This is a genomic window from Pseudomonas sp. Tof1 (assembly GCF_055390395.1).
Genome location: NZ_AP024344.1, coordinates 3,860,775 through 3,885,204, shown reverse-complemented (window position 1 = coordinate 3,885,204; position 24,430 = coordinate 3,860,775). Strand labels below are relative to the sequence as shown.

Annotated in this window: 24 protein-coding genes and 2 pseudogenes; 8 read left to right on the top strand and 18 right to left on the bottom strand. The window is 65.0% G+C overall.

Annotation, left to right across the window (positions count from 1 at the left end; all coding sequences use genetic code 11):
* Positions 1 to 53: 53 nt before the first annotated feature.
* From ACZ5KU_RS17535 to ACZ5KU_RS17510, 6 genes and pseudogenes are all read right to left on the bottom strand, one after another.
* Positions 54 to 539: a flavin reductase family protein gene (locus ACZ5KU_RS17535; RefSeq protein WP_464735917.1), complete on the bottom strand. Its 486-nt coding sequence runs from the start codon at positions 537 to 539 to the stop codon at positions 54 to 56.
* Between the two features lie 12 nt (positions 540 to 551).
* Positions 552 to 2,030 carry an aldehyde dehydrogenase gene (locus tag ACZ5KU_RS17530; protein ID WP_416769174.1) on the bottom strand — a complete coding sequence of 493 codons (1,479 nt, stop codon included), beginning with the start codon at positions 2,028 to 2,030 and terminating at the stop codon, positions 552 to 554.
* The gene (locus ACZ5KU_RS17525; RefSeq protein ID WP_054061344.1) at positions 2,027 to 2,857 is read right to left on the bottom strand and encodes an alpha/beta fold hydrolase; all 831 of its coding nucleotides are present in this window, start codon (positions 2,855 to 2,857) and stop codon (positions 2,027 to 2,029) included. Before ACZ5KU_RS17525 ends, ACZ5KU_RS17530 begins: the two co-directional genes overlap by 4 nt.
* Positions 2,858 to 2,883: 26 nt before the next feature.
* Positions 2,884 to 3,474 (bottom strand): amino acid synthesis family protein, encoded by a 591-nt coding sequence (locus ACZ5KU_RS17520; protein WP_054061345.1) that lies wholly within the window; start codon positions 3,472 to 3,474, stop codon positions 2,884 to 2,886.
* 183 nt (positions 3,475 to 3,657) lie between these two features.
* A pseudogene (locus ACZ5KU_RS17515) lies at positions 3,658 to 3,777 on the bottom strand (hypothetical protein); the annotation flags it as partial.
* A 95-nt stretch (positions 3,778 to 3,872) separates the two neighbouring features.
* Positions 3,873 to 4,151, bottom strand: coding sequence for a hypothetical protein (locus ACZ5KU_RS17510; RefSeq protein ID WP_054061346.1), 279 nt, complete (start codon positions 4,149 to 4,151; stop codon positions 3,873 to 3,875).
* 206 nt (positions 4,152 to 4,357) lie between these two features.
* Here ACZ5KU_RS17510 and ACZ5KU_RS17505 point away from each other — a divergent pair, with 206 nt between their 5' ends.
* A complete protein-coding gene (locus ACZ5KU_RS17505) occupies positions 4,358 to 5,614 on the top strand; it encodes a 3-phosphoshikimate 1-carboxyvinyltransferase (RefSeq protein WP_054064382.1) in 1,257 nt (418 codons plus the stop codon).
* 12 nt (positions 5,615 to 5,626) lie between these two features.
* Here ACZ5KU_RS17505 and ACZ5KU_RS17500 read toward each other — a convergent pair whose 3' ends face one another.
* Positions 5,627 to 6,277 carry an HAD-IA family hydrolase gene (locus ACZ5KU_RS17500; RefSeq protein ID WP_054064381.1) on the bottom strand — a complete coding sequence of 217 codons (651 nt, stop codon included), beginning with the start codon at positions 6,275 to 6,277 and terminating at the stop codon, positions 5,627 to 5,629.
* A gap of 137 nt (positions 6,278 to 6,414) precedes the next feature.
* Here ACZ5KU_RS17500 and ACZ5KU_RS17495 point away from each other — a divergent pair, with 137 nt between their 5' ends.
* A complete protein-coding gene (locus ACZ5KU_RS17495; RefSeq protein ID WP_054060766.1) occupies positions 6,415 to 6,618 on the top strand; it encodes a hypothetical protein in 204 nt (67 codons plus the stop codon).
* Between the two features lie 184 nt (positions 6,619 to 6,802).
* Complete coding sequence (locus ACZ5KU_RS17490) at positions 6,803 to 7,102, top strand: putative quinol monooxygenase (protein WP_054060765.1); 300 nt, start codon at positions 6,803 to 6,805, stop codon at positions 7,100 to 7,102.
* Between the two features lie 184 nt (positions 7,103 to 7,286).
* Here ACZ5KU_RS17490 and ACZ5KU_RS17485 read toward each other — a convergent pair whose 3' ends face one another.
* The 9 genes from ACZ5KU_RS17485 to ACZ5KU_RS17445 form a co-directional block, all read right to left on the bottom strand.
* Positions 7,287 to 7,634 (bottom strand): DUF2493 domain-containing protein, encoded by a 348-nt coding sequence (locus ACZ5KU_RS17485; RefSeq protein ID WP_054060764.1) that lies wholly within the window; start codon positions 7,632 to 7,634, stop codon positions 7,287 to 7,289.
* Positions 7,622 to 9,322: a Na/Pi cotransporter family protein gene (locus ACZ5KU_RS17480; RefSeq protein ID WP_464735916.1), complete on the bottom strand. Its 1,701-nt coding sequence runs from the start codon at positions 9,320 to 9,322 to the stop codon at positions 7,622 to 7,624. The genes ACZ5KU_RS17485 and ACZ5KU_RS17480 overlap by 13 nt, the downstream gene beginning before the upstream one ends.
* 24 nt (positions 9,323 to 9,346) lie before the next feature.
* Entirely contained in the window at positions 9,347 to 9,562 is a 216-nt protein-coding gene (locus ACZ5KU_RS17475) for a hypothetical protein (protein ID WP_054060762.1), read from the bottom strand.
* Positions 9,563 to 9,678: 116 nt separating this feature from the next.
* Entirely contained in the window at positions 9,679 to 12,393 is a 2,715-nt protein-coding gene (mgtA, locus tag ACZ5KU_RS17470) for a magnesium-translocating P-type ATPase (RefSeq protein ID WP_054060761.1), read from the bottom strand.
* A gap of 286 nt (positions 12,394 to 12,679) precedes the next feature.
* Entirely contained in the window at positions 12,680 to 12,976 is a 297-nt protein-coding gene (locus ACZ5KU_RS17465; RefSeq protein WP_464735915.1) for a hypothetical protein, read from the bottom strand.
* 362 nt (positions 12,977 to 13,338) lie between these two features.
* Complete coding sequence (locus ACZ5KU_RS17460) at positions 13,339 to 14,187, bottom strand: urea carboxylase-associated family protein (protein WP_054060759.1); 849 nt, start codon at positions 14,185 to 14,187, stop codon at positions 13,339 to 13,341.
* A 16-nt stretch (positions 14,188 to 14,203) separates the two neighbouring features.
* Positions 14,204 to 14,881, bottom strand: coding sequence for a GntR family transcriptional regulator (locus tag ACZ5KU_RS17455; protein ID WP_054064377.1), 678 nt, complete (start codon positions 14,879 to 14,881; stop codon positions 14,204 to 14,206).
* Positions 14,878 to 16,383, bottom strand: a complete 1,506-nt coding sequence (locus tag ACZ5KU_RS17450; RefSeq protein WP_464735914.1) for an amino acid ABC transporter permease/ATP-binding protein — start codon at positions 16,381 to 16,383, stop codon at positions 14,878 to 14,880. The genes ACZ5KU_RS17455 and ACZ5KU_RS17450 overlap by 4 nt, the downstream gene beginning before the upstream one ends.
* Positions 16,384 to 16,398: 15 nt before the next feature.
* Entirely contained in the window at positions 16,399 to 17,232 is an 834-nt protein-coding gene (locus ACZ5KU_RS17445) for an ABC transporter substrate-binding protein (protein ID WP_464735913.1), read from the bottom strand.
* A 267-nt stretch (positions 17,233 to 17,499) separates the two neighbouring features.
* Here ACZ5KU_RS17445 and ACZ5KU_RS17440 point away from each other — a divergent pair, with 267 nt between their 5' ends.
* The 5 genes and pseudogenes from ACZ5KU_RS17440 to leuD all read left to right on the top strand — a co-directional run bounded on the left by ACZ5KU_RS17440 (position 17,500) and on the right by leuD (position 22,024).
* Positions 17,500 to 18,693 carry a lysozyme inhibitor LprI family protein gene (locus ACZ5KU_RS17440; protein WP_464735912.1) on the top strand — a complete coding sequence of 398 codons (1,194 nt, stop codon included), beginning with the start codon at positions 17,500 to 17,502 and terminating at the stop codon, positions 18,691 to 18,693.
* Positions 18,694 to 19,019: 326 nt separating this feature from the next.
* Positions 19,020 to 19,247, top strand: a complete 228-nt coding sequence (locus tag ACZ5KU_RS17435; RefSeq protein ID WP_054064373.1) for a hypothetical protein — start codon at positions 19,020 to 19,022, stop codon at positions 19,245 to 19,247.
* On the top strand, positions 19,244 to 19,825 hold the full coding sequence (locus ACZ5KU_RS17430) for a hypothetical protein (protein ID WP_054064372.1): 582 nt from the start codon (positions 19,244 to 19,246) through the stop codon (positions 19,823 to 19,825). Before ACZ5KU_RS17435 ends, ACZ5KU_RS17430 begins: the two co-directional genes overlap by 4 nt.
* A 167-nt stretch (positions 19,826 to 19,992) precedes the next feature.
* Positions 19,993 to 21,413 (top strand): annotated as a pseudogene (gene leuC / locus ACZ5KU_RS17425) (3-isopropylmalate dehydratase large subunit).
* Positions 21,410 to 22,024 (top strand): 3-isopropylmalate dehydratase small subunit, encoded by a 615-nt coding sequence (leuD, locus tag ACZ5KU_RS17420; RefSeq protein WP_054064370.1) that lies wholly within the window; start codon positions 21,410 to 21,412, stop codon positions 22,022 to 22,024. The pseudogene leuC and the gene leuD overlap by 4 nt, the downstream one beginning before the upstream one ends.
* A gap of 54 nt (positions 22,025 to 22,078) precedes the next feature.
* On the opposite strand, the gene ACZ5KU_RS17415 is transcribed toward leuD, so the two are convergent.
* Positions 22,079 to 22,993, bottom strand: coding sequence for a LysR substrate-binding domain-containing protein (locus ACZ5KU_RS17415; RefSeq protein WP_054060808.1), 915 nt, complete (start codon positions 22,991 to 22,993; stop codon positions 22,079 to 22,081).
* A 112-nt stretch (positions 22,994 to 23,105) separates the two neighbouring features.
* Positions 23,106 to 24,398: a C4-dicarboxylate transporter DctA gene (gene dctA / locus ACZ5KU_RS17410; RefSeq protein WP_464735911.1), complete on the bottom strand. Its 1,293-nt coding sequence runs from the start codon at positions 24,396 to 24,398 to the stop codon at positions 23,106 to 23,108.
* Between the last annotated feature and the right edge of the window lie 32 nt (positions 24,399 to 24,430).

Here is a 24,430-nt window from a genome sequence, read left to right as displayed (position 1 = left end):
CGTCCTCGAAAAAGGGCCGTGCGCGAGAGGCCGGCGCACGGCCGAAACGGTGATCAGGCCAGGGCCGGCAGCGCGCCCAGCTTGCCCTTGTGGTAGATCATCGGGGTGACCGGGTCCTGTGGCAGGATCAGGTTTTTCACCGCGCCGACGATGATCGCGTGATCGCCGCCGTCGTACTCGCGCCACAGCTCGCACTCGATGATCGCCGTGGCCTTGGCCAGCAGCGGGTTGCCCAGCTCGCTGAGGTGCCAGTCGATACCCCTGGCCTTGTCCTTGCCCTTGCCGGCGAACGCATAGGCTTCGGCGGTCTGGTCGGCGGACAGCAGGTGAATCGCGAACTGCTTGCTGTCGCGCAGGATCGGATAGGTGTCTGAAGCATAGTTGGGGCAGAACAGCACCAGCGCCGGGTCGATCGACAGCGCGCTGAAGGCGCTGGCGGTGATGCCGACGATACCGCCGTCGGCGTCGAGGGTGGTGACCACCGTGACGCCGGAGGGGAAGGAGCCCATGACTTCTTTGTAGATACCGGGTTCGATCATTTCAGCTGTCTCCTAGCGCATCACGAAGGGGTCGGGCATCGGTGCCTGCGAGAGGTTGATCCACACCGTTTTCAACTCGGTGTAGGCCAGCACCGAATCGATACCGCTCTCACGGCCGTAGCCACTGTTCTTGAAGCCGCCGATCGGCGCCATGGCCGAGACGGCGCGGTAGGTGTTGACCCAGATGATCCCCGAGCGCACGTCCCGGGCCAGGCGATGGGCACGGCCCAGGTCGCGGGTCCAGATACCGGCGGCGAGGCCGAACTGCGAGTCGTTGGCTATGGCCAGGGCTTCGGCTTCGTCCTTGAAACGGATCACCGAGGCGACCGGGCCGAAGACTTCTTCCTGCATGATCTTCATCGAATTGCGGTCGCACTCGAACAGGGTCGGTTCATAGAACCAGCCGCCGCCGATGTCCGCGCGCTTGCCGCCGGTACGCAGGCGCGCGCCTTCAGCCAGGGCGTCGGCGACCAGGCCTTCGACCACGGCCAGTTGCTGGGCGGTGGCCATCGGGCCCATCTCGCTGGTTTCATCCTGCGGGTTGCCGATGCGGATGCGCCGGGCGCGGGCGATCAGGCGCTCGACGAACTCGTCGTAGATCTCGTCCTGCACCAGCAGGCGCGAGCCGGACACGCAGCTCTGGCCGGAGGCGGCATAGATCCCGGCGACCGCGCCATTGATCGCGCTGTCGAGGTCGGCGTCGGCGAAGATGATGTTCGGTGACTTGCCACCCAGTTCCAGGGACAGCTTGGCGAAGTTCTCGGCACTGCTGCGCACCACGTGGCGCGCGGTGGCCGCACCGCCGGTGAAGGCGATCTTGCGCACCAGCGGGTGGCGGGTGAGGGCGGCGCCGGTGCTCGGGCCGTAGCCGGTGATGACGTTGACCACACCGGGCGGGATGCCGGCTTCCAGGGCCAGCCTGGCCAGTTCGAGAATGGTCGCCGAGGCATGTTCGGACGGCTTGATCACGATGGTGTTGCCGGCCGCCAGGGCTGGAGCCAGCTTGATCGCGGTGAGGTACAGCGGGCTGTTCCACGGAATGATCGCCGCGACCACGCCGATCGGCTCGTGCACGGTGTAGGCGAACAGGTCCGGCTTGTCCAGCGGCAGGGTGCCGCCTTCGAGCTTGTCGGCCAGGCCGGCGGTGTAGTGGAAGAACTCCGGCAGGTAGCCGACCTGGCCGCGGGTCTCGCGGATCAGCTTGCCGTTGTCGCGGCTTTCCAGTTGCGCCAGTTGTTCCCTGTTCTCGGCGATCAGGTCGCCCAGGCGGCGCAGCAGCTTGCCCCGGGCGGTGGCGCTCAGGCCGCGCCAGGCCGGGTGGTCGAAGGCCGCCTGGGCGGCCTGGACGGCGCGCTCGACATCGGCTTCGTCGGCATCGGGCAGTTGTGCCCAGGCTTCGGCCAGGGCCGGGTTGAGGCTGTCGAAGGTCTTGCCGGACAGGGCATCGACCCATTCGCCGCCGATGCACATCTGAAAGCGTGCGAGTGTCATGCAACGATCCCCTTTATGGTTTGTTGGACGTAGGTGGTTGCAAGGAAGTCCAGGAGTACCTGGTTGACCAGGCGTGGTGATTCCACCGGCATCATATGCCGTTGCTCGGCGAGTACGGCAACCTGCGCGCCGGGAATCCGCTCGGCCAGTTGCCGGGCCATCAGCGGCGTCGAACCGGGGTCCAGTTCGCCGGTGGCGACCAGCGTCGGCACCTGGATGGTGTGCAGGTCGTCGGCGCGGTACATGTCCTGGGTGGCGAACAGCTTGTAGGTGGTCAGGTAGCCCTGCGGGTCATTGCTGGCCAGCACCTGGCGGATCGCGGCGATCTGCGCCGGGTTGGCGGCCTGGTATTCGCGGCTGAACCAGCGCGACAGGGCCGCCTCGGCATTGGCATCCGGACCGTGCTCCGCGGCCTGGCTGGTGCGGGCGATGACACCTTCGCGCTGTTCGGCACTGCGGTTGAATACGCTGTTGAGCACCACCAGGCTCTGCAGCCGTTGCGGATAGTTCAGGGCAAAGGCCCTGGCGACCAGCCCGCCCATGGAGAAACCGATGACGCAGGCGGTGGGCAATTGCAGGTGGTCGAGCAGTTCGCGCAACTGATCGGCATACCCGAGCAGCCCGCAGTCGGGGTCCGGGCGCGGGCTGGCGCCGTGCCCGAGCATGTCGTAGGCAATGACCCGGTAGTGCGGCGCGAGACCGACGATCTGGCCGCCCCACATTTCCTTGTTCAGCCCGACCCCGTGGATCAGGACGACGGGTTGGCCTTCGCCGGTCGCCAGGTAACTGGTGCCGGCCGGGGTGCGTTCAGCGGTGTGCCGAATCATGGAGCGCTCCTGCCTTTCTTATCTGATTACTGGGCTTTCTCGGCGGCCAGCTCTTCCAGGTCGATGTAGCGGTTGCCGATGCGTGGGTGCAGGCGGCCGCCGTCGGCGCAACCGAGGACCACGACGATTTCGTCGGCACGTGGCGCGTCTTCGATCTGCATTTCCAGGGTGATGTAGTGCGAACGCAGGCCTTCGTCGTCCTTGTGCATCATCGGGATCTGGATCGAAGTGCCCGGGCCGCCGCGCTTGTTGGTGAAGCTCAGGTAGCTCTTGGCCTTGACCGCTTCGCGGTAGTGGTTGCCGAAGCGCAGGGTGTGGATCACCGCCGAAGCGTGTTCGATCTCGCCATCGGCGCCGACCACGGCGGCCTTGCCATAGGCTTCGATCTTCTCGGCACCGCCAATGGCCTTGACCAGGCGCTCGACCATCAGGGCGCCGAGGTCGGAGCAGTTGGCACGGATTTCAGGCTTCAGGTCTTCGACGAAACCACGGCCCAGCCAGGGGTTCTTGATCACTACCGCCAGGCCGATCATGGTCACCGGCTTGTCGGTGGCCTTGCCGCCTTCGATGAAGGTTTCCTCGATGTAGCTGACGATCTTGCGAATTTCGAAACTCATGGGGGCTCCTCGGTTGTGTGTCAGTCTGTTGGTATGATGGTATACCATAATATTGACTGCGCAAGCCCCTTCAACGAGTTTGTGCTGCCCAAGAATGACCGGAGGTCGGAACGAGCGGCTGAGGAGCCGGTTCTGAACGCTGGCGGCGGGAAGGGCCGGGTATCGATACGCCCGGCTGAAAGGTCAGAACTGCCGGCCGGGCCGGTTCTGCTGGCGAATCATTTCCATCAATTGGCGCAACCCCGGCTGCGACTGGCGCTGGCTGGAGTAGTCCATGCACAGCGGCGCGCCGAGGCAGGACCATGGCGCCCGGTACCCGTCAGGCCTGACCCGTCGGCTTGCCGGCGATGCTCCCGTGATCGTCGGCAAGCGTCCGCCACGCCCTGCGGCGCGGATCGTCAGCGGCAGCTGGCCGCCGTCACCCTGCAGGAGCCTGGCGTTCCACCCGATTCGGCGGCGTAGCGCCGGCAGTTGTCCAGGGATTTCGCGCTGGCGGTCTTCACGTTCGGCCCCCAGGCCAGTCCGCCGACACCGGTGCTCGGCACCGCCTTGGCGTAGCAGGGGTAACCATTGACCGGCGTCTGGTGCCCGGAGCAACCGGCGATCATCGAAAAGCTGCAGGCCAGCAGGAGCAGGCGGGGCAGGGATGGAAGGTGTTGTCGGCGGTCGGCGGTCATGGCACGTTCGTTATCGGAAAAAGTGTCGGCTCTATTGTCCGGGGTTGTCGGTCAAGCGCAAGACCCGCAGGCCAGACAGTCGCGCCTGTCATGCATGGCCTGCCCGACAGAAACGGATGATCCGCCGGGCCCATTAATGGCATCATGGCGGACTGTCGAGGCGCACGAGCCTGTGCGCGTACCTTTCGAGCCTGGAGAGTTGATCAATGGCTGTGCAGCAAACCCTCACCGTGATCCCGCCGAACGCGTCCCTGAACGGCAAGGTGACGCCACCCGGTTCGAAGTCGATCACCAACCGGGCCCTGTTGCTCGCCGCCCTGGCCAAGGGCACCAGCCGCCTGTCCGGCGCGCTGAAAAGCGATGATACCCGCCACATGTCCAATGCCCTGCGGCAGATGGGCGTGACCATCAGCGAACCCGACGACACCACGTTCGTGGTCACCGGCAGCGGCCAGTTGCAGGTGCCGGAACAACCGTTGTTCCTCGGCAATGCCGGCACCGCGGTGCGCTTTCTGACCGCGGCGGTGAGCACCGTCAACGGCACGGTGGTGCTCGATGGTGACCACTACATGCAGAAACGTCCGATCGGCCCGTTGCTCGATGCGCTGCGTCGAGCCGGCCTGGATGTCGAAAGCCCCACCGGTTGCCCGCCGGTGACTGTGCGCGGCCAGGGCCGCGTGCAGGCGCGGCGTTTCGAGATCGACGGCGGCCTGTCGAGCCAATACGTGTCGGCGCTGCTGATGCTGGCGGCCTGTGGTGAGGAACCGGTAGAAGTGGCGCTGACCGGCAAGGACATCGGTGCCCGCGGCTACGTCGACCTGACGCTGGCCTGCATGCGTGCCTTCGGCGCCCAGGTCGAGGCGGTCGACGAGAGCACCTGGCGGGTCGCGGCCACCGGCTACAGCGCCTGCGACTACCAGGTCGAGCCGGACGCTTCCGCCGCCACCTACCTGTGGGCGGCAGAGGCCTTGACGGCAGGGCGTATCGACCTCGGCGTGGCCGGTGAAGATTTCACCCAGCCGGACGCCAAGGCCCTGGAGGTGATCCAGCAGTTCCCCAACATGCCGGCGGTGATCAACGGTTCGCAGATGCAGGACGCGATCCCGACCCTGGCGGTGCTGGCGGCGTTCAACCGCACGCCGGTGCGTTTCGTCGAGCTGGCGAACCTGCGGGTCAAGGAGTGCGACCGGGTCCAGGCGCTGCACGATGGCCTGAACGAGATCCGGGCCGGGCTGGCCGCGGTGGAGGGCGATGATCTGCTGGTGGCGGCCGATCCGGCGCTGGCCGGTACGAGCTGCAACGCGCTGATCGACACCCACTCCGACCATCGCATCGCCATGTGCTTTGCCCTGGCCGGGCTGAAGGTTTCCGGTATCCGCATCCAGGACCCGGATTGCGTGGCCAAGACCTACCCGGACTACTGGAAGGCCCTGGCGTCGCTGGGCGTGCAATACGCTTCGTAAGGCAACCGAGGGTCAGGCCTGAACCAGCGCCAGGCCCTGGTCGTTGCTGTCGACCGTCACCCGGCTGTAGTCCGCCAGCGTCGGGTGCGCTGTCTCCAGGGGGTGGCTGTGGGTGGCGGTGATCACCGTCACCGCCATACCCGCCGCTTCCGCCGCGCCGATACCGGCGGGCGCATCCTCGAAAATCAGACACTGTGACGGCTCGACACCCAGTCGCCGGGCGGCCAGCAGGTAGCCGTCCGGTGCCGGCTTGCCACGGCTGACGTCTTCGGCGGTGATCACCAGCGCCGGCAGGGCAATGCCGGCGGCGGCCATGCGGCTTTGCGCCAGGGCGCGCGGGGCCGAGGTCACCACCGCCCAGCGGTGGGCGGGCAGGGTGGCGAGAAACTCCCGCGCGCCCTCGATGGCCACCACGCCTTCGACATCGTCGATCTCGGCCTGGGAAATGGCCGCAGCCTCGCGCTCGGCGTCGATACCCGGCAGGTTCTGCCGGCGGATGGTATCGATGCAGCGCACGCCATGGATGGTCTGCAGAAAGGCCGGTACATCCAGGCCATGCCGTTGCGCCCAGTGGCTCCAGACGCGCTCGGCGGCGGCGATGGAGTTGAGCAGCGTCCCGTCCATATCGAACAGAAACGCCGCGAAGCGCTGACCCTCAAACATGGCGTATCCCCTCCGGGCAAAAGCCCATGCTAACACGCCACCTCCTCTGGCCGAGCGGGTGGGCAACGGTCGGTACCGCGCTTGCTACACTGAGAATTCCATGCCCGGACGGTCCGGGCGGTCGATGCGAGGTGCGTATGGATACTCAGCCTGCCGGTGTGACCCTTCCGTTTTCGCGGCATCCCCTGGGCGCGATGCCCTGGCGTGAGGTGCCGGCGCCCGAGGAGGACGAAGTCGTCGAGGATGAGGTGGACGATGAGCCACCGCCGCAAACCTGGAAGCATCCCGAGGATGGCAAGGAGATGCCCGAGCGCGACCGGGAAACGCCGCTCAAGCCCTGATGGCGTGTCCTGATCCGGCTGTTGCCTGCCTGTCGTGTAGGCAATGGCCCTGTTCGCAGATCGCCGGGAACCTCCTTGTCTGTCGCGGCTCAGAGCCTTGCGGCCTTGATGGTCGAGCGACGAGAGATCATCATCGTCGGCCCTGGTGCCTTTTTGCACCCAGTTCCCATTCAGGTGAAAAACCATGAACCATGCAATTCGTGTCGTTGCCATTCTTCAAGCCAAACCGGGCAAGGCTGCCGAGCTGGAGGCCGTGCTGAAGGCCGCTGTGGTGCCCTCGCGTCAGGAACCTGGTTGCCGTGAATATACGCTGCATGTCGATCGGGAAAATCCCGGGCGTTTCGTCTTCGTCGAGACCTGGCTCGACATGGGGGCGATCGAGCGCCATCGTGAAGCCGAGCACTACGGGATCATGGGGGCCGCCGCTGCCGACCTGGTTCAGGACAAGCAGGTCCTGTTGCTCAATGAAGTACCCGGACAGTAATACCGCCACGCAGGGACGCGTCCATTTTCCTTTCGGGATTCGACATGACTGTGCTGACTTCCTCTCTTGATGCCCTGTGGCAGGCGCGTTACTCGCCTGCCTGCGTACACCACAAGCCTGCGTACGTCGCAACCCACGTACGCCGCACCTTGTGTTCGAGGGTGCTTGTGCATGGGTGTCTCGCTCAATCGTCGATCGAATGGGTGTCAATGCCGTTGGCCCTGGCCTGGGCCACCAGTTCTTCGGTGTCGCTGCCGCCGGGGAAGGCGATCACCAGGTCCGGTTCGCTGTCCTGCAACATGAACCGGTTGCGGCGCCGCTCGGCCTGCTTGCCGTAGCGCTGCCAGTTGGAGGGGTAGCGCACGATGTGGGCGCCGGTTTCCCGGGCCCAGTCCTCCAGGGTGCTGCCCAGGTGCTGGTTGCCGCCGTGCACCAGCACCTCGATGCCCTGCCGGGCGTGGTAGGCCTCGAGCACCTTGCGACACAGGGCGGCATTCATGTAGTAGCGGCCGGCGCAGATCAGGACGCGCATGGGTAGTCATCCCTGTCGTTGCGGCCCCGTGTCGGACCGGACGCCTCCAGCGGCTCGCCCAGGCCCGGGATGTGTTCGCCGGCGCGCTCCAGCACCGGGTAGGCCAGGGCGGCGATGTGGTGATGCACGCGGCGGTAGTCGCGCAGCACCCGCTGGAAGATGTCCCCGGATTCGGCCCAGGCGCTCTTGTCGGCACTGAGCTTGCGAAAGTGCTCGCGACTGGCACTGGCCTCCAGGCGACGGATCGAGGCCTTGCGGGCGACCAGACGGTGGGCGCTGGCAATGTCCTCGCGCAGGAAGACGGTGATGGCCAGGCTCAGGCTTTCCAGCAGCTCATCGTGAAGGCGATGGATGTGCCCCAGCTCGAACTTCGAGAAGCCCTCGCCGCGGCGGCGGCGCCGTGCGGCCAACTGCGCCAGGTTGCTGGAGAGGATGTCGCCGGCATGCTCCAGGTTGATCACGAACATGAGGATTTCCTGGGCGCGGTCGGCGTCCTCGTCATAGAGACCATCCTGGCCGATGTCCGCGAGGTAGGCGCGGATGGCGGCGCTGAGCAGGTCCAGTGACTGGTCCAGTTGGCGGATCTGCTCGGGGGTTGCCTGGGTCGGGCTCTCGAACAGCCCGAGCATCTGGCTGAACATCACCGACAGCATGTCGGCCAGGCGCAGCGCTTCGCGCACGGCGTTGGACAGGCCGACATTGGCCACTTCCAGCCCGGCTTCGTCGAGGTACTGCGGCATGCCTGGGTCGGCTGCCGGTTCGGGGGCCGGCAGCCAGCGCGTCAGCAGGTTGGCCATGGGTTCCACCAGGCCGAGAAAGCCCAGCCCCAGTAGCAGGTTGAAGGCGCTGTGCAGGTACACCGCCTGACGGTCCGGGGCGATGCCCGAGTGTTCCAGCAGTGGGCCCAGCCACGACACCCAGGGCAGGATCAGCAGCGCTCCGAACAGCCGCACGGCGAGGTTGCCCAGCGGCAGGCGCCGGGCGACCGCAGTGCTGGCATTGAGCACGGGTGGCAAGGCACCGCCGATGTTTACCCCCAGCACCAAAGCCAGGGTCGTGATCGGCGTCATTGCGCCGGTGCTGGCCAGCGAGGCGATCAGCAGGATCACCGCCACGCTGGAGTGGCAGATGCAGGTCAGCAGGGCGGCGACCAGCAGTGCGATCAGGATGTCGCCCTGCAGGCCTTGCATCACCGCCTGAAAGACCGGGGTGCTTTCCATCTGGCCGAGCACGCCGCCCAGCAGGTTCAGCGCGAGCAGCATCAGCCCCAGGCCGATCAGTGCGCAGCCGATGCTCTCGTAGCGCGAGTCATCGCGCAGGCGGAACACCACGAAACCGAGCAGCAGGACGATGGGGATCGCCAGCGAGGTATTGAAACTGAGCAGTTGCACGACCAGGGTCGAGCCGATGTTGGCGCCGAGCATCACCGCCAGCGCCGGCGCGAGGCTCAGAGTGCCGGCGGCGGTGAACGAGGTCGCCATCAGGCTGACCGCCGTGCTGCTCTGCAGGATGGCGGTCAGGCCGATGCCCGACAGCAGGGCTTTCCAGCGCTTGTCCAGGTTGCGGCCCAGGCCGTTGCGCAGTTGGGTGCCGAAGCCGCGCAGCAGGGCGGTGGAGACCATGTGGGTACCCCACAGCAACAGGGCGATGGTGCCGGCGAGTTTGATCAACAGAGTGGTTCCAGACATGAGGGTTCTCCCTGTGCTGGTGTGTTACTTCCTGGGTGGGCGCAGCAGCCTCACCGAGGCACGACTGATGGTGCTGGACAACCCCAGCAGGTAACGCATCTCGACACCGGTCAGGTGCCTGCGGACATACAGCCTGACGGTGACACGGCGGACGACCTGGGCGGCCTTGCTCAGGCACCGTACCGCCAGTGCCCGGACGCCGTGGTCGAGGAGGGCGAAGCATTTTTTCAATGGGTTCATGGCCGTCTCCCGGGTTTATCCGGTGGGGTCGATCCGGGCACGAACACCGCGACCCTCCTGATGGGAGGCGGCCGGGCGGCGCTCCCACAGGGGACGGTGTCGTACTCGGGTGCTCGTCAGAACCACTGCTTGAAGCGGCGGATGTACAGGGTCTTCATGGTCTGGGCCAGCACGCAGTAGGTCAGCAGGGTGCCCACCAGCCACGGGAAGTAGCTCATCGGCAACGGCACCAGGCCCACCAGCGTGCCCAGTGGCGAGAACGGCAGGTAGATACCGATCGCGACGGCGATGCAGGTCATGACGATGATCGGCAGTGCCGCGGTGCTCTGGAAGAACGGGATCTTCTGGGTCCGCAGCATGTGCACCACCAGCGTCTGCGACAGCAGCCCCTCGACGAACCAGCCGGACTGGAACAGCGCCTGCACCTCCACGCTATTGGCGGCGAACACGTACCACATCAGCGCAAAGGTGGTGATGTCGAAGATCGACGAGGTCGGCCCGATCCACAGCATGAAGCGGCCGATGTTCTTCGCATCCCACTTGCGTGGCTTGCTCAGGAACTCCTTGTCCATCCGGTCCCATGGCAGGGCCAGTTGGGAGATGTCGTAGATCAGGTTCTGCAGCAGCAGGTGAATCGACAGCATCGGCAGGAACGGAATGAACGCACTGGCCACCAGCACCGAGAACACGTTGCCGAAGTTGGAACTGGCGGTCATGTTCAGGTACTTCATGATGTTGCCGAAGGTTTCCCGCCCCTTGAGCACGCCTTCCTCGAGCACCATCAGGCTCTTTTCCAGGAGGATGATGTCGGCCGATTCCTTGGCGATGTCCGTGCCACTGTCCACCGAGATACCGACGTCGGCATCGCGCAGCGCCGGGGCGTCGTTGATGCCGTCACCGAGGAAGCCCACGGTGTGCCCGTTCGATTGCAGGGCCTTGAGCACCCGCGACTTCTGCAGCGGGGTCAGCTTGGCGAAGACCGTGCGCTCCTCGACCCGCAGCTTGAGGGTGGCCTCGTCCATGTGCTCGATGTCCTGGCCGAGCAGGGGCAGGCCCGGCTCCAGGCCGACCTCGCGGCAGATCTTGCAGGTGACCACCGCGTTGTCGCCGGTCAGCACCTTGACCGCCACGCCGATCTCGCGCAGGGCGGCAATCGCCGGGCCGGCGGTCTCCTTCGGTGGGTCGAGGAAGGTCAGGAAGCCGCGAATCACCAGTTCGCGCTCGTCGGCGGTCTTGTACTGGGCCTTGGCCTGGCCTTTGGCGATATTCCGGGTGGCCACCAGCAGCACGCGGAAGCCGTCCTTGTTGTAGTCGTTGGCCAGGGCCAGCAGTTCCTGGCGGCGCTGCTCGTCGAGAGCCACCACGGTGTCACCCTCCATCACCTGGCTGGAGATGGCGAGCATTTCCTCGACCGCGCCCTTGCACACCAGCAGGTGGTCGCCGTGGTTGTCCCTGACGATGATCGACAGGCGCCGGCGGACGAAATCGAATGGCAGCTCATCGACCTTGCTGTAGGCGAACGGCACCTGGAACTTCGGGTCCTGCTCGGAGAAGCGCAGCACCGCCTGGTCCATCAGGTTCTTCATGCCGCTCTGATGGTGGCTGTTCAGCCAGGCCAGGCCCAGCACCGCATCGTTGCGCCGGCCGTGGCTGTCGACATGGTGCTCGAGGATGATCCGGTCCTGGGTCAGGGTGCCGGTCTTGTCGGTGCACAGCACGTCCATCGAACCGAAGTTCTGGATCGCGTTCAGACGCTTGACCACCACCTTGCGCCGGGCCATGGCGACGGCGCCCTTGGCCAGGTTGGCGCTGACGATCATCGGCAGCATTTCCGGGGTCAGGCCAACAGCCACAGCCAGAGCAAAGAGCAGGGCATCGCCCCAGTCGCCCTTGGAAAAGCCGTTGAGCAGGAACACCACCGGCACCATCACCAGCATGAAGCGGATCAGCAGCCAACTGACACTGTTCACCCCGCGGTCGAAGGCGGTCTGCACCCGCGAGCCGACGATGGCCTTGGCCAGTGAGCCGAAGTAGGTCCGCGGCCCGGTGGCGACCACCACGGCCTTGGCGGTGCCGCTGACTACGTTGGTACCCATGAAGCAGATGTTCTGCAGGTCGAGCAGGTTGTTCTGGTCGGCGGCGGCACCCGCTGCGGATTTCTGCGCAACGTCGCCGAGGGTGTCGTACTTTTCCACCGGCAGCGCTTCGCCGGTCAGCACGGCCTGGCTGATGAACAGGTCGCGGGACTCGATCAGGCGGATATCCGCCGGAATCATGTCGCCGGCGGACAGGTGCACGATATCGCCGGCCACCAGTTCACGCATCGGAATTTCGCGCAGGGTGGGCTGGCTGCCCATCTGCTCGCGACGCAGTACGGTGGCGGTGGTGCGGACCATGGCCTTGAGGGCTTCGGCGGATTTGCCCGAGCGGTACTCCTGCCAGAAGCGCAGGCTGCTGCTGAGGGTGACCATGGTCATGATAATGATGACCTTGGTCAGGTCGCCGTCTTCGCCGGCGCGCTCGGCCAGCCAGAAGTCGGTGAAGAAGCTGATGCCGGCGAGGATCAGCAGGACATAGATGAACGGGTTGTTCAGCGCATGGAGAAACTGCACCAGCGCGCGGGGCGGCTTGTCGTGGGCGACCTCGTTGAAGCCTTCGCGCTGCAGGCGGCCTTCGGCGTCCAGCTCGGTGAGGCCGTCGCGGCTGGCCCTGACGTTGCCCAGGGTGGTGGCCAGGTCCTGTTGCGATTCACGGGCGGCACGCATCGACAGCCGGGTGTTGTCCTTGCCGTTGTGCTGGTGGTGCCGTGGCGGAGTTTTTACGTTGCTCATGGGAATGCCCCTGTCACGTCTTTGCGACCAGGCATGTGCGGCTCACCGAATGCGGGGCGAGCGAATACCTGCCGAGTCGCGAGAGTGCGATCGATTCGAATATGGGTGTTGGGGAATATTTAACGTTCGCTGCCCGCCCACGGAAAAACGACAGGCAGCGAACCGACTACTGGCTTCGTCCATAATGACTTTCTCGATATTCATTAATTAACGGGTAAAGAAATCCAGTGCACTTCAAAGTTGCAAAAGTGCATGTTTGGAAGTTGTCTTCGCTTGCGCCGGATAATTAGGCGGCGCGAACCTCGACGGCGCCTTCCAGGGTTTTACCCGCGCGTAGTGAGGGTGCGAGCGCGCTACTCTGCGGGTCCTGGCTGTCATCGAAGCTCCAGCGCTGCTGCAGCCGACCGGTGCTCGGGCAGATGCGCCAGCCGATGGTCGCACGTGGCGATACCTGGGGAGCGGAGGAGGGGATTGCGAACAGGACGCTGGGCCGCAGGGCCACAGTGGGCTCGCGGGACAGCTTGACGCGCATGCTGGAAGCAAAGGCGCGAACGCCCGGCATTACGGAAGATTTGAAAGTCATCACACACCTCGCGACCGGACTGGCGCCGGCAGAGGCGAGTTACGTGGAGCACGAGGCCCTGGCGCAGCTCACCCGACTGTGCGTCGAGTCCCGTCATTATTTGGGTTAAGCGCCCGATGAACCGCCTTCGCGGTGATCGGACTGCGTCTGGATACTGTGTCCATTGGGTTCTTTTTTAAGTTGAAAAAGGGCCTGTTTCGCAGGCAGGGGAAATTTACTCATCGAGGCGTATCAAGTCAATTAAAAATAGGCTGTTTCGATACATATAAGCTGAATGGCAGCTGAAGTACTGCCGGATTGGATTTGAAGTTGTTTTACCGTTGGCTGGGGAGCCTGCCGCGATGGCAGGCTCCCGCAGTTGTTTACTCCCAATCGGCCTTGCCGATCGCCAGTCCATGCAAGCCGTTGTAGCTGGCGCGTTCCGGCGACTTCCAGCCTTCGAGCAGGCTGTCTTCGAGCTGGTAGACCTCCACGCCCAGCGGCCGGCACACGGACAGCGGGTCCTGGGCGTCCGGGCCCCACATCGGCAGCGACAGGTCGCCGCCCGGGCAGGTCGACAGGGCGCAGAGCACGTCGATCTCGGCGAAGAATTCCAGGTAGTCGCCTTTCTTCGCCGGGCAGGCCTTCATGAAGTACATGTCGTCATGGTTCAGGCCGGTGCACTGGAAGATGTTCAGCACGTCGTGCACGTCGAACTCGGTCAGGCCGTGGGGCAGGACCGCGCGGGTCAGGTTGGAGTGGCAGTGGTGGTGGAAGTCCTCACCGGTGAGCATCTTGTTGACGTAGGGGTCGCAACGGGTGCCGAGCAGGTCGTGCAGGCGCCCGCCGTGCTCATCGATGCCGTAGTCGGCCAGGCTGTCGTCGGTGATGGTCACCAGCGGCCGCAGGAACGGCAGGTTCGACCAGAGGCGGTCGTAGGTGCTCACGTGAGCACCCTGCAACTGGCGGGTACGGGCCGCCCACAGGCGTTCGCGCGGGTCGTTGGCGTTCCAGATGTTGAAGTCGCCGACCTGCGGGCCGACCGGTGCGGTCACACGGAACACGTGGCCGGCCGGCACCTTCCAGGCGCGGCCGGTGCGGATCGGCACCTCGAAGGACTCGATCAGGGTACGGGCGTCCCGACGCTCGCGGATGCGATCGTAGAACGGCTTGTCGACCTGCAGGGCCGAGCCCTTGCTGACCTGATAGGCGGCGGGGTAATCCTTGTACATGGGTAGGTCTCCGGTTTCAGGAACGGGGTGGGTGGTTGAACAGATCGAGCAGGGCGTGCTCGGAATCGTCCAGATAACGGGTCATGGCTTCGGCGGCGTCATGACGACGGCCGTCGGCGAGCAGGTCGTGGATCTGCCGGTCGCGTTCCAGCCAGGGACGCTGGAAGTTCTCTTCATCGGGCGCCACGGCGAACACCAGGCGCATCTGCGCGGCGATGTTGGTGAAGAAGGCGTCGAGCAACGGGCTGCGCAACAGCCCGATGATGTGCTGGTGAAAGCGCAGGCTATGGGTACCGAAGGCCTGCCAGTCCTCGCGTTCGCGGGCCAGTTCGGCGGCTTCGATGGCGTCGAGCATGCGGTCGGACTCGTATTCGCGCAGCGGCTTGCTGCCCAGGATCGCCTGGACCTCCAGGGTGCGGCGCACCAGGAACAGGTCACGTACTTGTGGCACGCCGAGGCGCCGGACCATCACCCCCTTGTTGCGCACATAGGTGGCCAGGCCCTCATGCCCGAGCTGGTGCAACGCTTCGCGCACGGTGTTGCGCGAGGCGTTGTAGCGCACGGTCAGCTCGGCCTCGACCAGCGCCATGCCCGGCAGCAGCCGGCCGCCGATGATGTCTTCGCGCACCTCGCAGGCCACCTGGTCGGCCAGGGACAGGACGGTGCCGGTTTTTTCCGGGGTCTTGGTTTTCATGCCAGTTGCACATCCTTGAGGAAGCGGCTCATCCGTTCGCTGCGGTTGTCCAGCAGTTCGCGTGGTGCGCCGGCCTGGACGATCTGTCCGCTCTCCATGAACACCACGCGGTCGGAAACCTGGAAGGCGAACTTCATTTCATGGGTGACGATGACCATGGTCATGCCTTCGCGGGCCAGGTCCTCGATCACCTTCAGCACGTCGCCGACCAGCTCCGGGTCCAGCGCCGAGGTCGGTTCGTCGAACAGCATCACCTGGGGCCGCATCGCCAGTGCGCGGGCGATCGCCACGCGCTGTTGCTGGCCGCCGGAGAGCTGGTGCGGGTACTTGCCGGCGTGCTCGCGCAGGCCGACCTTGGCCAGCAGCGACAGGCCCAGCGCCCGCAGTTCGGCATCGCTGGCGTGACCGTGGTGGCGTGGCGCGAGTACGACGTTTTCCAGCACCGTCTTGTGCGGGAACAGGTTGAAGCCCTGGAACACCATGCCGACCTGGACGATGCCGTCCATGTGCAGGCGGCTACCCAGGCTGCCGCCATCCTCGTGGCTGCCACGCAGGAACGGCGCGCCACACAACTCGACCTGGCCGCGGTCCAGTCCCTCCAGGCCGTTGAGGGTACGGATCAGGGTGGTCTTGCCCGAACCCGATGGGCCGATGATCGACACCACCTCGCCGAAACGGATGTTCAGGTCGATGCCCTTGAGCACCTCCAGCTGGCCATAGTGCTTGCGCGCGCCGGTCACCCGCAGGGCGAACTCGCCGCGCCGCGGGGCGCTCTCCTGGCGGACGGGGACCCGTTCCGTCGGGCTGTCGGCAATCACCCTGGGCTGGCGGCGCGTCACGTCCAGGTGCTGTTCCAGGCGCCGCAGCAGGTAGCTGAACACCGTGACTATCAGTACATAGTAGAAGGCCACCGCGAGCATGGTCTCCATGACCAGGAAGTTCTGCGTGTACAACTGCTGGCCCACCAGCAGGATCTCCGACAACGAGATCACCGAGACCAGCGAGGTCAGCTTGACGATGGTGATGTACTCGTTGGCCAGGGTCGGCAGGGCTACCCGCAGCGCCTGCGGGATGACGATCAGGCGTTGTACGCCGGTGTAGCGGATACCCAGCGCCTTGCCGGCTTCGAGCTGGCCCTTGGCGACGGCCAGCAGGCCGCCCCGATGGATCTCGGCGATGTACGCCGCCTCGCTCAACACCAGCGCGATCAGGCCCGCGGCGTAGGGGTTGGACAACAGCGCGCTGGTGCTTGGAAACACCTGCGGCAGGTTGTAGACGAAGATCAGCAGCACCAGCAGCGGCAGGCTGCGGAAGAACCAGATGTACAGCGCCGCGCCGCGGTTGAGGGCGCGGTTGCCCGACTGCCGGGCCAGGGCCAGCACGAAGCCGAGCACGATGCCCAGCAGCCAGGTCTCGACACTCAGCTCCACCACGGTCCCGACTGCCTTCCAGAAATCGCCGTTGACCAGCAGGCCTGCGGCGTAGTGCCAATCGAATTGCATGCTCGACGCTCCCGCTTACTGTGCCGCCTGGGGATTCTGGCCCAGGGCCAGGGCCACTTCGCTCGGGCTCGGTTCGCCGAGGTTGTAGCGGGTGAGGAGGGTCTGGTACTCACCGCTGCTCTTCATCGCCGCCAGCCCCTGGCGCAACTCGCCGAGCAGCGCATCGTTACCCTTGCGCACGGCCAGGCCGATCACCACCGGGTAGATCAGTTCCTTTGAACTGATAACCACCCGGCCCTTGAGCTTGTCGGCGGTGATCGCGGCCACCGCGGCGTCCTCGAACTGCACGTCGACAGCCTTGGCCAGCAGCGCCTGGGCCGCTTCCGGCGAGGTGGGGAATTCACGCGAGTCGATCGGCGCCTGGCCGTTGGCCTCGCAGTGGCTCTTGGAAAGTGCCATCAGCTTGGGAATCCACGAACCGCCCTTGATCGAGCCGATGCGCTTGCCGCACAGGTCTTCCGGACGCTGCGGGCGGAAGCTGTCATCGGCGCGGACCATCAGCGAGGCACCGCTCTTGAGGTAGGGCACGAAGTCGACCTGGGCGGCGCGCTCGGGGGTGACGTACAGCGCCGAGGCGACCACGTCGAAGCGGCGGGCATTGACGCCGATCACCAGGTTGGCGAAGCGGGTGTCCTGGAACTGCGAGGTCAGCTTGAGGTGCTGGCCGAGCAGGGTCATGAACTCGGGGTCGAAGCCCGCCGGCTTGCCCTGGGCCAGGTAGGTGTAGGGCGGGTAGGTGAGGTCCGAGCCGATGCTCAGGCGGTCGGCTTGCAGGGTGCCGTCGGCGGCCTGTGCGGCGCTGGCGGCACAGAAGGTCAGGGCGAGGGTGAAGGCTTTTACTCGGGACATGGGAAACGCTCCACTGATGATTGTTCAACAATCGTTATGGATACGTATATCAATAGTCGTGCCATATACTGGGTTCATGGCCGATCAGACCGGCGCAAGGTGGCGATTCGCATCAGAAAAGCGCACGGCCTTTACCGCAAGTAACATCGTGGTGCGTCAGTGTGTGGCCTTTTTTCCGGCAGGACCGGCGGCTTGCCGGTCGATAGACGGGCAATCGGCGCTCTTGGCACAATCGGCTCTTTGGCAGGCACTCACTCAAGGGGCATCATGGACCGCTACGTACACTCCCTCCGTTCGATGTTGTTGCTCTCCGGGCTGCTGTTGGGGGCCGGTACGCCCGCGATCGCCGCGTCTTTCGATTGCCAGAAGGCCTCCTCGGCGGTGGAAAAGGCCATTTGTGCCAGCCCCGAACTGAGCGGGCTGGATGGCGCCCTGGGCGCCTACTACAGCAAGGCCATGGCCACGCTGGCACCCGAGGCGGGTGAGGCCTTGCGCAATGACCAGCGGACCTGGCTGCAGGCCCGCAATGCCTGCGCGGCTGCCCCGGACAAGCTGGCCGCCTGTCTGCAACCTCTGCTGAGCCAGCGGGTGGTGGAGGTGGGCAAGCGGGTCCAGCCCGATACCGCGGCGCTGGACGCGCTCATCGCCAGCATTCCCTATCACCCGGCCGAGGCCGCCGAGGGGTTGAGAGGGTATCCGGGCAATGGCCTGGCCGCCGCCTGGCTGGTCTACCTGCAGCGTTTCGAACCGACCAGCGGGGTCACGCAAAAGGAGGCCGAGGAAAGTCGGCAAGTGGCGATCAAGGCGTTGTCGGACGACAGTTTCTCGCTGTCGGTCTTCACCGATACCGAGAAGGATGCCTCGGTCAGCCGTGAGCGGGTCGACCTGACGCTGCTGCGCATGCTGATCGAGCGATCGGAGTATGAGCCCTACAGTCAGCGTGCCTACGTGCACTGTTTCATTTTCTCGCGCCAGGGCGAGGATGCCTACGCCAGCTTTGGCCCGTTGTATGGTTCCTCCCGCGACAGTGGGGCGCCGATCTGCGAGCCCCAGGGCAATCTGTTCGGGCAGGGGCCGTGGAAACAGCTCGATAGCAGCTTCGAGCCGGTGCTGGCGGCGGCCAGCGAGAACAGCGGCACCATCCGTTTTGCCAGCTACGCCGGCTGGAGCCTGATGGCGCTGCGGGCAACCGTTTCCCCGCGGGATTTTCTCAAGGCCGCGGACCAGCAGGGTACGGATCCCGAGCAGGTCATCCGTGACTGGAGCGACGACAAGTCCTGGCCGACGAAACAGCGGCAACAGGCCCTGGCGGCCATTGAACCGGCCCGCCAGGCAACCAGCGCCTGGCTGCAGCGCGAGCGCGGCCTGTCGGCCAGCGAGGCCCGGCAGGCGGCAAGGGAGATCGTTCGCCAGTGGCTGGGTGACCGCCTGGACTTCATCGGCGAAAACAGCGAGGGCTGATTCTTGACGCCCAAAATCCGGCACTCTATGATGCCGGCCATTAAATTGATATCAGTTGTATCAAGCGGTTGTATCAAGGGACCGTCCAGACGGATTTCTCCTCCGGACGAGCTTCCTCGCGGCATAGCCGCCCTGCGTTCACCCCTTCGGGTCATCTCTTCACGTTCCGGGCGATGCAGGTCGCCCGGGCGATCGTTTCATGGCGCTCACGCCAGGCCAGGTCCATGAACTTGCCAATCGTTGGCAGGTCAAGGACCTGTTCGCGCTCGAAGTGGAGGACGCTGGCAATCACAACTCATGGTGGATAACAGGGAGAGTCAGGTTTGATGGGTCATGTGTTCGGTTCGTTGCGATTGGCTGTCGCCATGCTGGCGGGTGTGCTATTGGCCGGTTGTGCCCAGTCACCGGGAACGCTTGAGCAGTGGGGCGGCTATGAGCCGCGTATCGGGCGCGTCGGTGGCAGCGATCGCCTGTCTGGCGAGAAGACACTGTTTGCCGAACCGACAAGCTACATGGATGTTCTGTTGAGCAACGCCCAGGGAGCCAGGCCATGAAGGTACCTGCCCTGATCCTGGCCATCGCGCTGCTGGCCGGTTGTGCTTCAAAATCCGACTACTACGTGTCGCCCACACCGGTGCATATCCCGGAAACCGCCACCTATTGGATCGACTCCTTCGATCTGGCACTGGTGGGGGAGAATCCTCGGTTTCTGTCCCAGGACATCCTGCGCCAGCGCCTGCGCAATCAACTGTCCGACAAGCTGAGCACCATTGGCCGCTATGCCAAAAACCGCGAAAGCGCCGACTACCTGCTGCACGTGAGTACGGTGTACACGCGCCACATCAGCGACTCCAAGGGCGGCCTGGTGTCGATGATCGTCGATGACAACACGATCCTGGCCAGTGTCGATTTCAGCTACAAGGTCAAGGTGTCCAGGTCTGGCGCCGAGGTGCTCAGCTTCGCCCAGGCACGGGACCGCCTGATGCCAGCCGGCGTGCAGGGCAACCTGCGCAACTACAAGACCATGTGGGGCGCGATCAGCAACAAGGGCAATTCCGACGTCGAGGAGTTCTATGTCGACGTCTTGCCGAACTTCATCGTCAAGGACATCGAAGGCATTCCTTCGCACTGATCCCGTGCCTGTTCCGGCGCCTGTGCAACGCAAGCGCCGATCGAACACGATCCATGTTCCTCGCCATCACCCTCGCGGCATTGATGCACCTCTCACGCTCCCTATGATGGCCATGAAGTCTGTCGGATTCGACAGCCTCGCGTACTTTCATTCCTGCGAGCGCCACCATGACTGCAACGAGAACCCTCTACGACAAGCACATCGATTCCCATACGGTGTGTCGCCTCGACGACCAGGGCCATGTCCTGCTGTACATCGACCGCCAGGTCATCAACGAATACACCAGCCCGCAAGCCTTCAGTGGCCTGCGCGAAGCCGGGCGCGGCGTGTGGCGTCCGGAAACGGCCCTGGCCGTGGTCGATCATGTGAACCCCACCGCGCCCAGGCGCATTGCCGCCATGCCGGATGCCGGCGGGGCGCGGCAGGTTTCGTACCTGGCCGAGAACTGCGCCGATTTCGGTATCGAACTGTTCGATGTGCTCGACAAGCGCCAGGGTATCGAGCATGTGGTCGCCCCGAGCAGGGCTTCATCCTGCCCGGCATGGTGGTAGCGGCCGGCGACAGCCACACCACCACCTATGGTGCTCTCGGGGCCTTCGGCTTCGGCATCGGCACTTCGGAGATCGAACACCTGCTGGCCTCCCAGACGCTGGTCTACAAGCGCCTGAAGACCCTGCGGGTGACGGTCGACGGCGAACTGGCGGCCGGGTTGACCTCCAAGGACGTGATCATGGCGCTGATCGGCGAAATCGGTGCTTCTGGCGCGACGGGCTACGCCATCGAGTTCTGCGGTTCGACCATCGATGCGTTGAGCGTCGAAGCGCGCATGACCATCTGCAACATGGCCGTGGAAGCCGGTGCCCGGGGCGCCTTCATGGCCCCGGACGAGAAGGTGTTCGCCTACCTCAAGGATAAGCCGCGGGCGCCACAGGGAGAACTGTGGGACCAGGCTGTCACCCGTTGGCGCGAGCTCAGGAGCGATGCCGGCGCGCGGTTCGACCGGGAGGTGCATCTGGATGCCACGGCCCTGGAGCCGATGGTCACCTGGGGCACCAGCCCGGACCAGGCGGCGCCGATCGGTGCACGGGTGCCGGACCCGGAAAGCCTCGACGATCCGATCCTGCGCCAGGACATGCGCCGGGCCCTGAACTACATGGGCCTGGAAGCCGGCATGCCGTTGAGCGAGATCGTCATCAGCCATGCCTTCATCGGCTCCTGCACCAATGCCCGGATCGAGGACTTGCGTGACGCGGCCCGGGTGGTGCGCGGCCAGCAGGTGGCCAGGCATGTGCGGGCGATGATCGTGCCGGGCTCCACCCAGGTCCGCGATCAGGCCGAAGCCGAGGGGCTGGCGGCGGTGTTCATCGAAGCCGGGTTCGAATGGCGCCAGTCCGGCTGCTCGATGTGCCTGGCGATGAACGACGATGTGCTGTCGGCGGGCGACCGCTGTGCCTCCAGTACCAACCGCAACTTCGAAGGTCGCCAGGGCGCCGGTGCCCGCACGCACCTGATGAGCCCGGCGATGGTGGCGGCCGCGGCGATTGCCGGGCGCCTGACCGATATCCGTTCCCTGGAGCAACGCCCATGAGCCTGCAACCGTTTTCCCGGGTCACCGGCAAGGCCGCACCGATGCTGGCGGCCAATATCGACACCGACGTGATCATGCCCAAGCAGTTTCTCAAGGGTATCGACCGCAACGGTCTGGATCGCGGGTTGTTCTTCGACCTGCGCTTTTTGCCTTCGGGCGAACCCAACCCCGAGTTCGTGCTGAACCAGCCGGCCTGGCAGGGAGCGAGCTTCATGGTGGTCGGGCCGAACTTCGGTTGCGGTTCCAGCCGTGAGCACGCGGTGTGGGGGTTGAAGCAGGTGGGCATCCGTGCCCTGATCGGCAGCAGTTTCGCCGGGATTTTCTACGACAACTGCCAGCGTAACGGCGTGTTGCTGATCACCCTCGATGAGGCGACGGTGCAGCGGTTGGGGCAGGTGGTGAGCCAGCCGCAGGGGGCCGAGATTTCGGTCGACCTGCAGGCCCAGCAGATTGGTTTGCAGGACGGCAGCGTGATCGGGTTCCAGATCGATGCCCTGCGTAAATCCGCCTTGCTGCTCGGGCTGGATGCCATCGGCAGCACGTTGCAGCGCCGTGAGCAGATCGAGGCGTTCGAGCGCTCGCATCTGCAGGCCAATCCCTGGTTGAGCTGAACGGAGACTGTCGAGTCCTCCCCGTAGGGGGGAAGACTCGACAGCCGAAGAATTTCAGATCGACAACTGTCGGAAGTGCTCCTGCAGAAACTCCACGCAGGCCCGCAATTTCCCCGAGTAGGCCAGCCGCGTCGGGTACACCGCCCAGACATTCGCACTCTGGGTGTGTTCGTGCAGCACCTGCACCAGTCGACCCTGCTCCAGCAGCGGTTTGACGTCCCACAGCGAGCGCAGCAGGATGCCGCGCCCATCCAGTGCCCACTGCAGGACGATCTCGCCGCTGTTGGACGACAGCGGCCCGCGTACGCGCACGCTGTCCTGGCGGCCGTCGCACTCCAGGTTCCAGATCCCGAAGGCGTTGTCGCGCTCCTTGAGCACCAGGCAGTCATGCTGTTCCAGGTCGCTCAGTTGGTGCGGCGTACCACGTCGTTCCAGGTAGGCGGGGGCGGCGCACAGCACCCGGCGGTTGCTGACCAGGCGTCGGCCGATGTGCTGGCCGGGGATGTCATCGCCGACGCGGATTTCCAGGTCGAACCCTTCGCTGACGATATCCACCACGCGGTCGAACAGGTCCAGGCGGATTTCCAGTTCCGGGTAGCGTTCGGCCAACCGCGACAGCGCCGGGGCCACGTGGTTGCGACCGAAACCGAAGCTGCTGCACAGGTGCAGGCGACCGCTGGGGCTGTCATGGGCTTCGGACAGTTCGTCGCTGAGCTGCTGGAAATCTTCGAGGATGCGCACGGCCCAGCGTTGCACCCGTTCGCCGTCCTCGGTCAGGGCGATCCGTCGGCTGGTGCGGTGCAGCAGGCGCGTGGCGAGGGTGGTTTCGAGAATCTGGATGCGCTTGCTGACGTAGGCGGGCGACAGTCCCAGCTCATCGGCCGCGGCAGCGAAGCCGGCCTTGCGGATGACGGTGAGGAATACGCGCAGGTCTTCGGGCAGGGGCACGGCGTCTTTCTTTGGGTTCATGGGCGGAGCAACGGGCACTGGCGGCAGGAGCCGCCAGAATAGCATCCGTGGGAGCAGGATTTATCGGCGAAGTTGGAGGGCCCGTTCGCGGATAACTCCTGCTTCTACAGCATTACTCGGCGGGCTGGCTCACCAAGGCCTTGCGCACGCGGCCGAGGGCGATCGGCGCCATCCTGCTGCGGTCGAGCTGGCCTTCCCAGGCCGCCACCACCAGGGTCGCGACAGCATTGCCGATGATGTTGGTCAGCGAGCGGCATTCGGCCATGAAGCGGTCCACACCGAGGATCAGCACCATCGCCGCCACCGGTACGGTCGGCACCACCGCCAGGCTCGCGGCCAGGGCGACGAAGCCGGCACCGACCACCGCACCGGCGCCCTTGGAGGTGAGCATGGTCACCGCCAGCAGGGTCAGTTGCTGTTCCAGCGTCAGGTCGATATTGGTGGCCTGGGCCAGAAACAGCACCGCCAGGGTCATGTAGATGTTGGTGCCGTCGAGGTTGAAGGTGTAGCCGGTCGGCACCACGATGCCCACCACGCCCTTGGAACAGCCCAGCTTCTCCAGTTTCTGGATCAGTTGCGGCAGCGCCGATTCCGATGAGCTGGTGCCGAGTACGATCAGCAGTTCCGACTTGATGTAGCCCAGCAGGCGCAGGATGCTGAAGCCGGCATAACGGGCGATGCTGCCCAGCACGCAGGTGATGAAGATCAGTGCGGTCAGGTAGAAGGTGCCGACCAGTTTCATCAGCGGCAGCAGCGAGCCCAGGCCATACTTGCCGATGGTGAACGCCATCGCGCCGAAGGCCCCGATGGGGGCGACCCGGGCGATCATGCCGACGATGCGGAAGAACACTTCGCTGGCCTGGTGGATCACGCCCACCAGCGGCCGGGCCTTCTCGCCGGCCATTACCAGCGCCAGGCCGAACAGCAGCGATACGAACAGCACCGGCAGGATCTCGCCCTGGGCGAAGGCATCGAAGAAGGTGGTGGGGATCACGTGCAGCAGGAAACCGGTCACGCCTTCGCCGTGTTGGGCCTGGCCGACGAAGTTGGCGATGGCCGAGGTGTCGAGGGTCTTCACATCGACGTTGAAGCCCGCGCCCGGGTGCAGCGCGTGGGCCGCCAGCAGGCCGATGGCGAGGGCCAGGGTGGAGACGATCTCGAAGTACAGCAGCGCCTTGCCGCCGACCCGCCCGACCTGTTTCACGTCGTGCATGTTGGTGATGCCGGAGACCACGGTGCAGAAGATGATCGGGCCGATGATCATCTTGATCAGCTTGATGAAACCGTCACCCAGGGGCTTGAGCTCGACACCGGCCTGTGGCCAGTGGTTGCCGATCAGCACCCCCAGGACGATGGCGATGACCACCTGGATATACAGGGTTCCCAGCAGTTTTCTGATTGTCATTTTTATTATCTCCGGAGTTTCAGGCAAGCCGA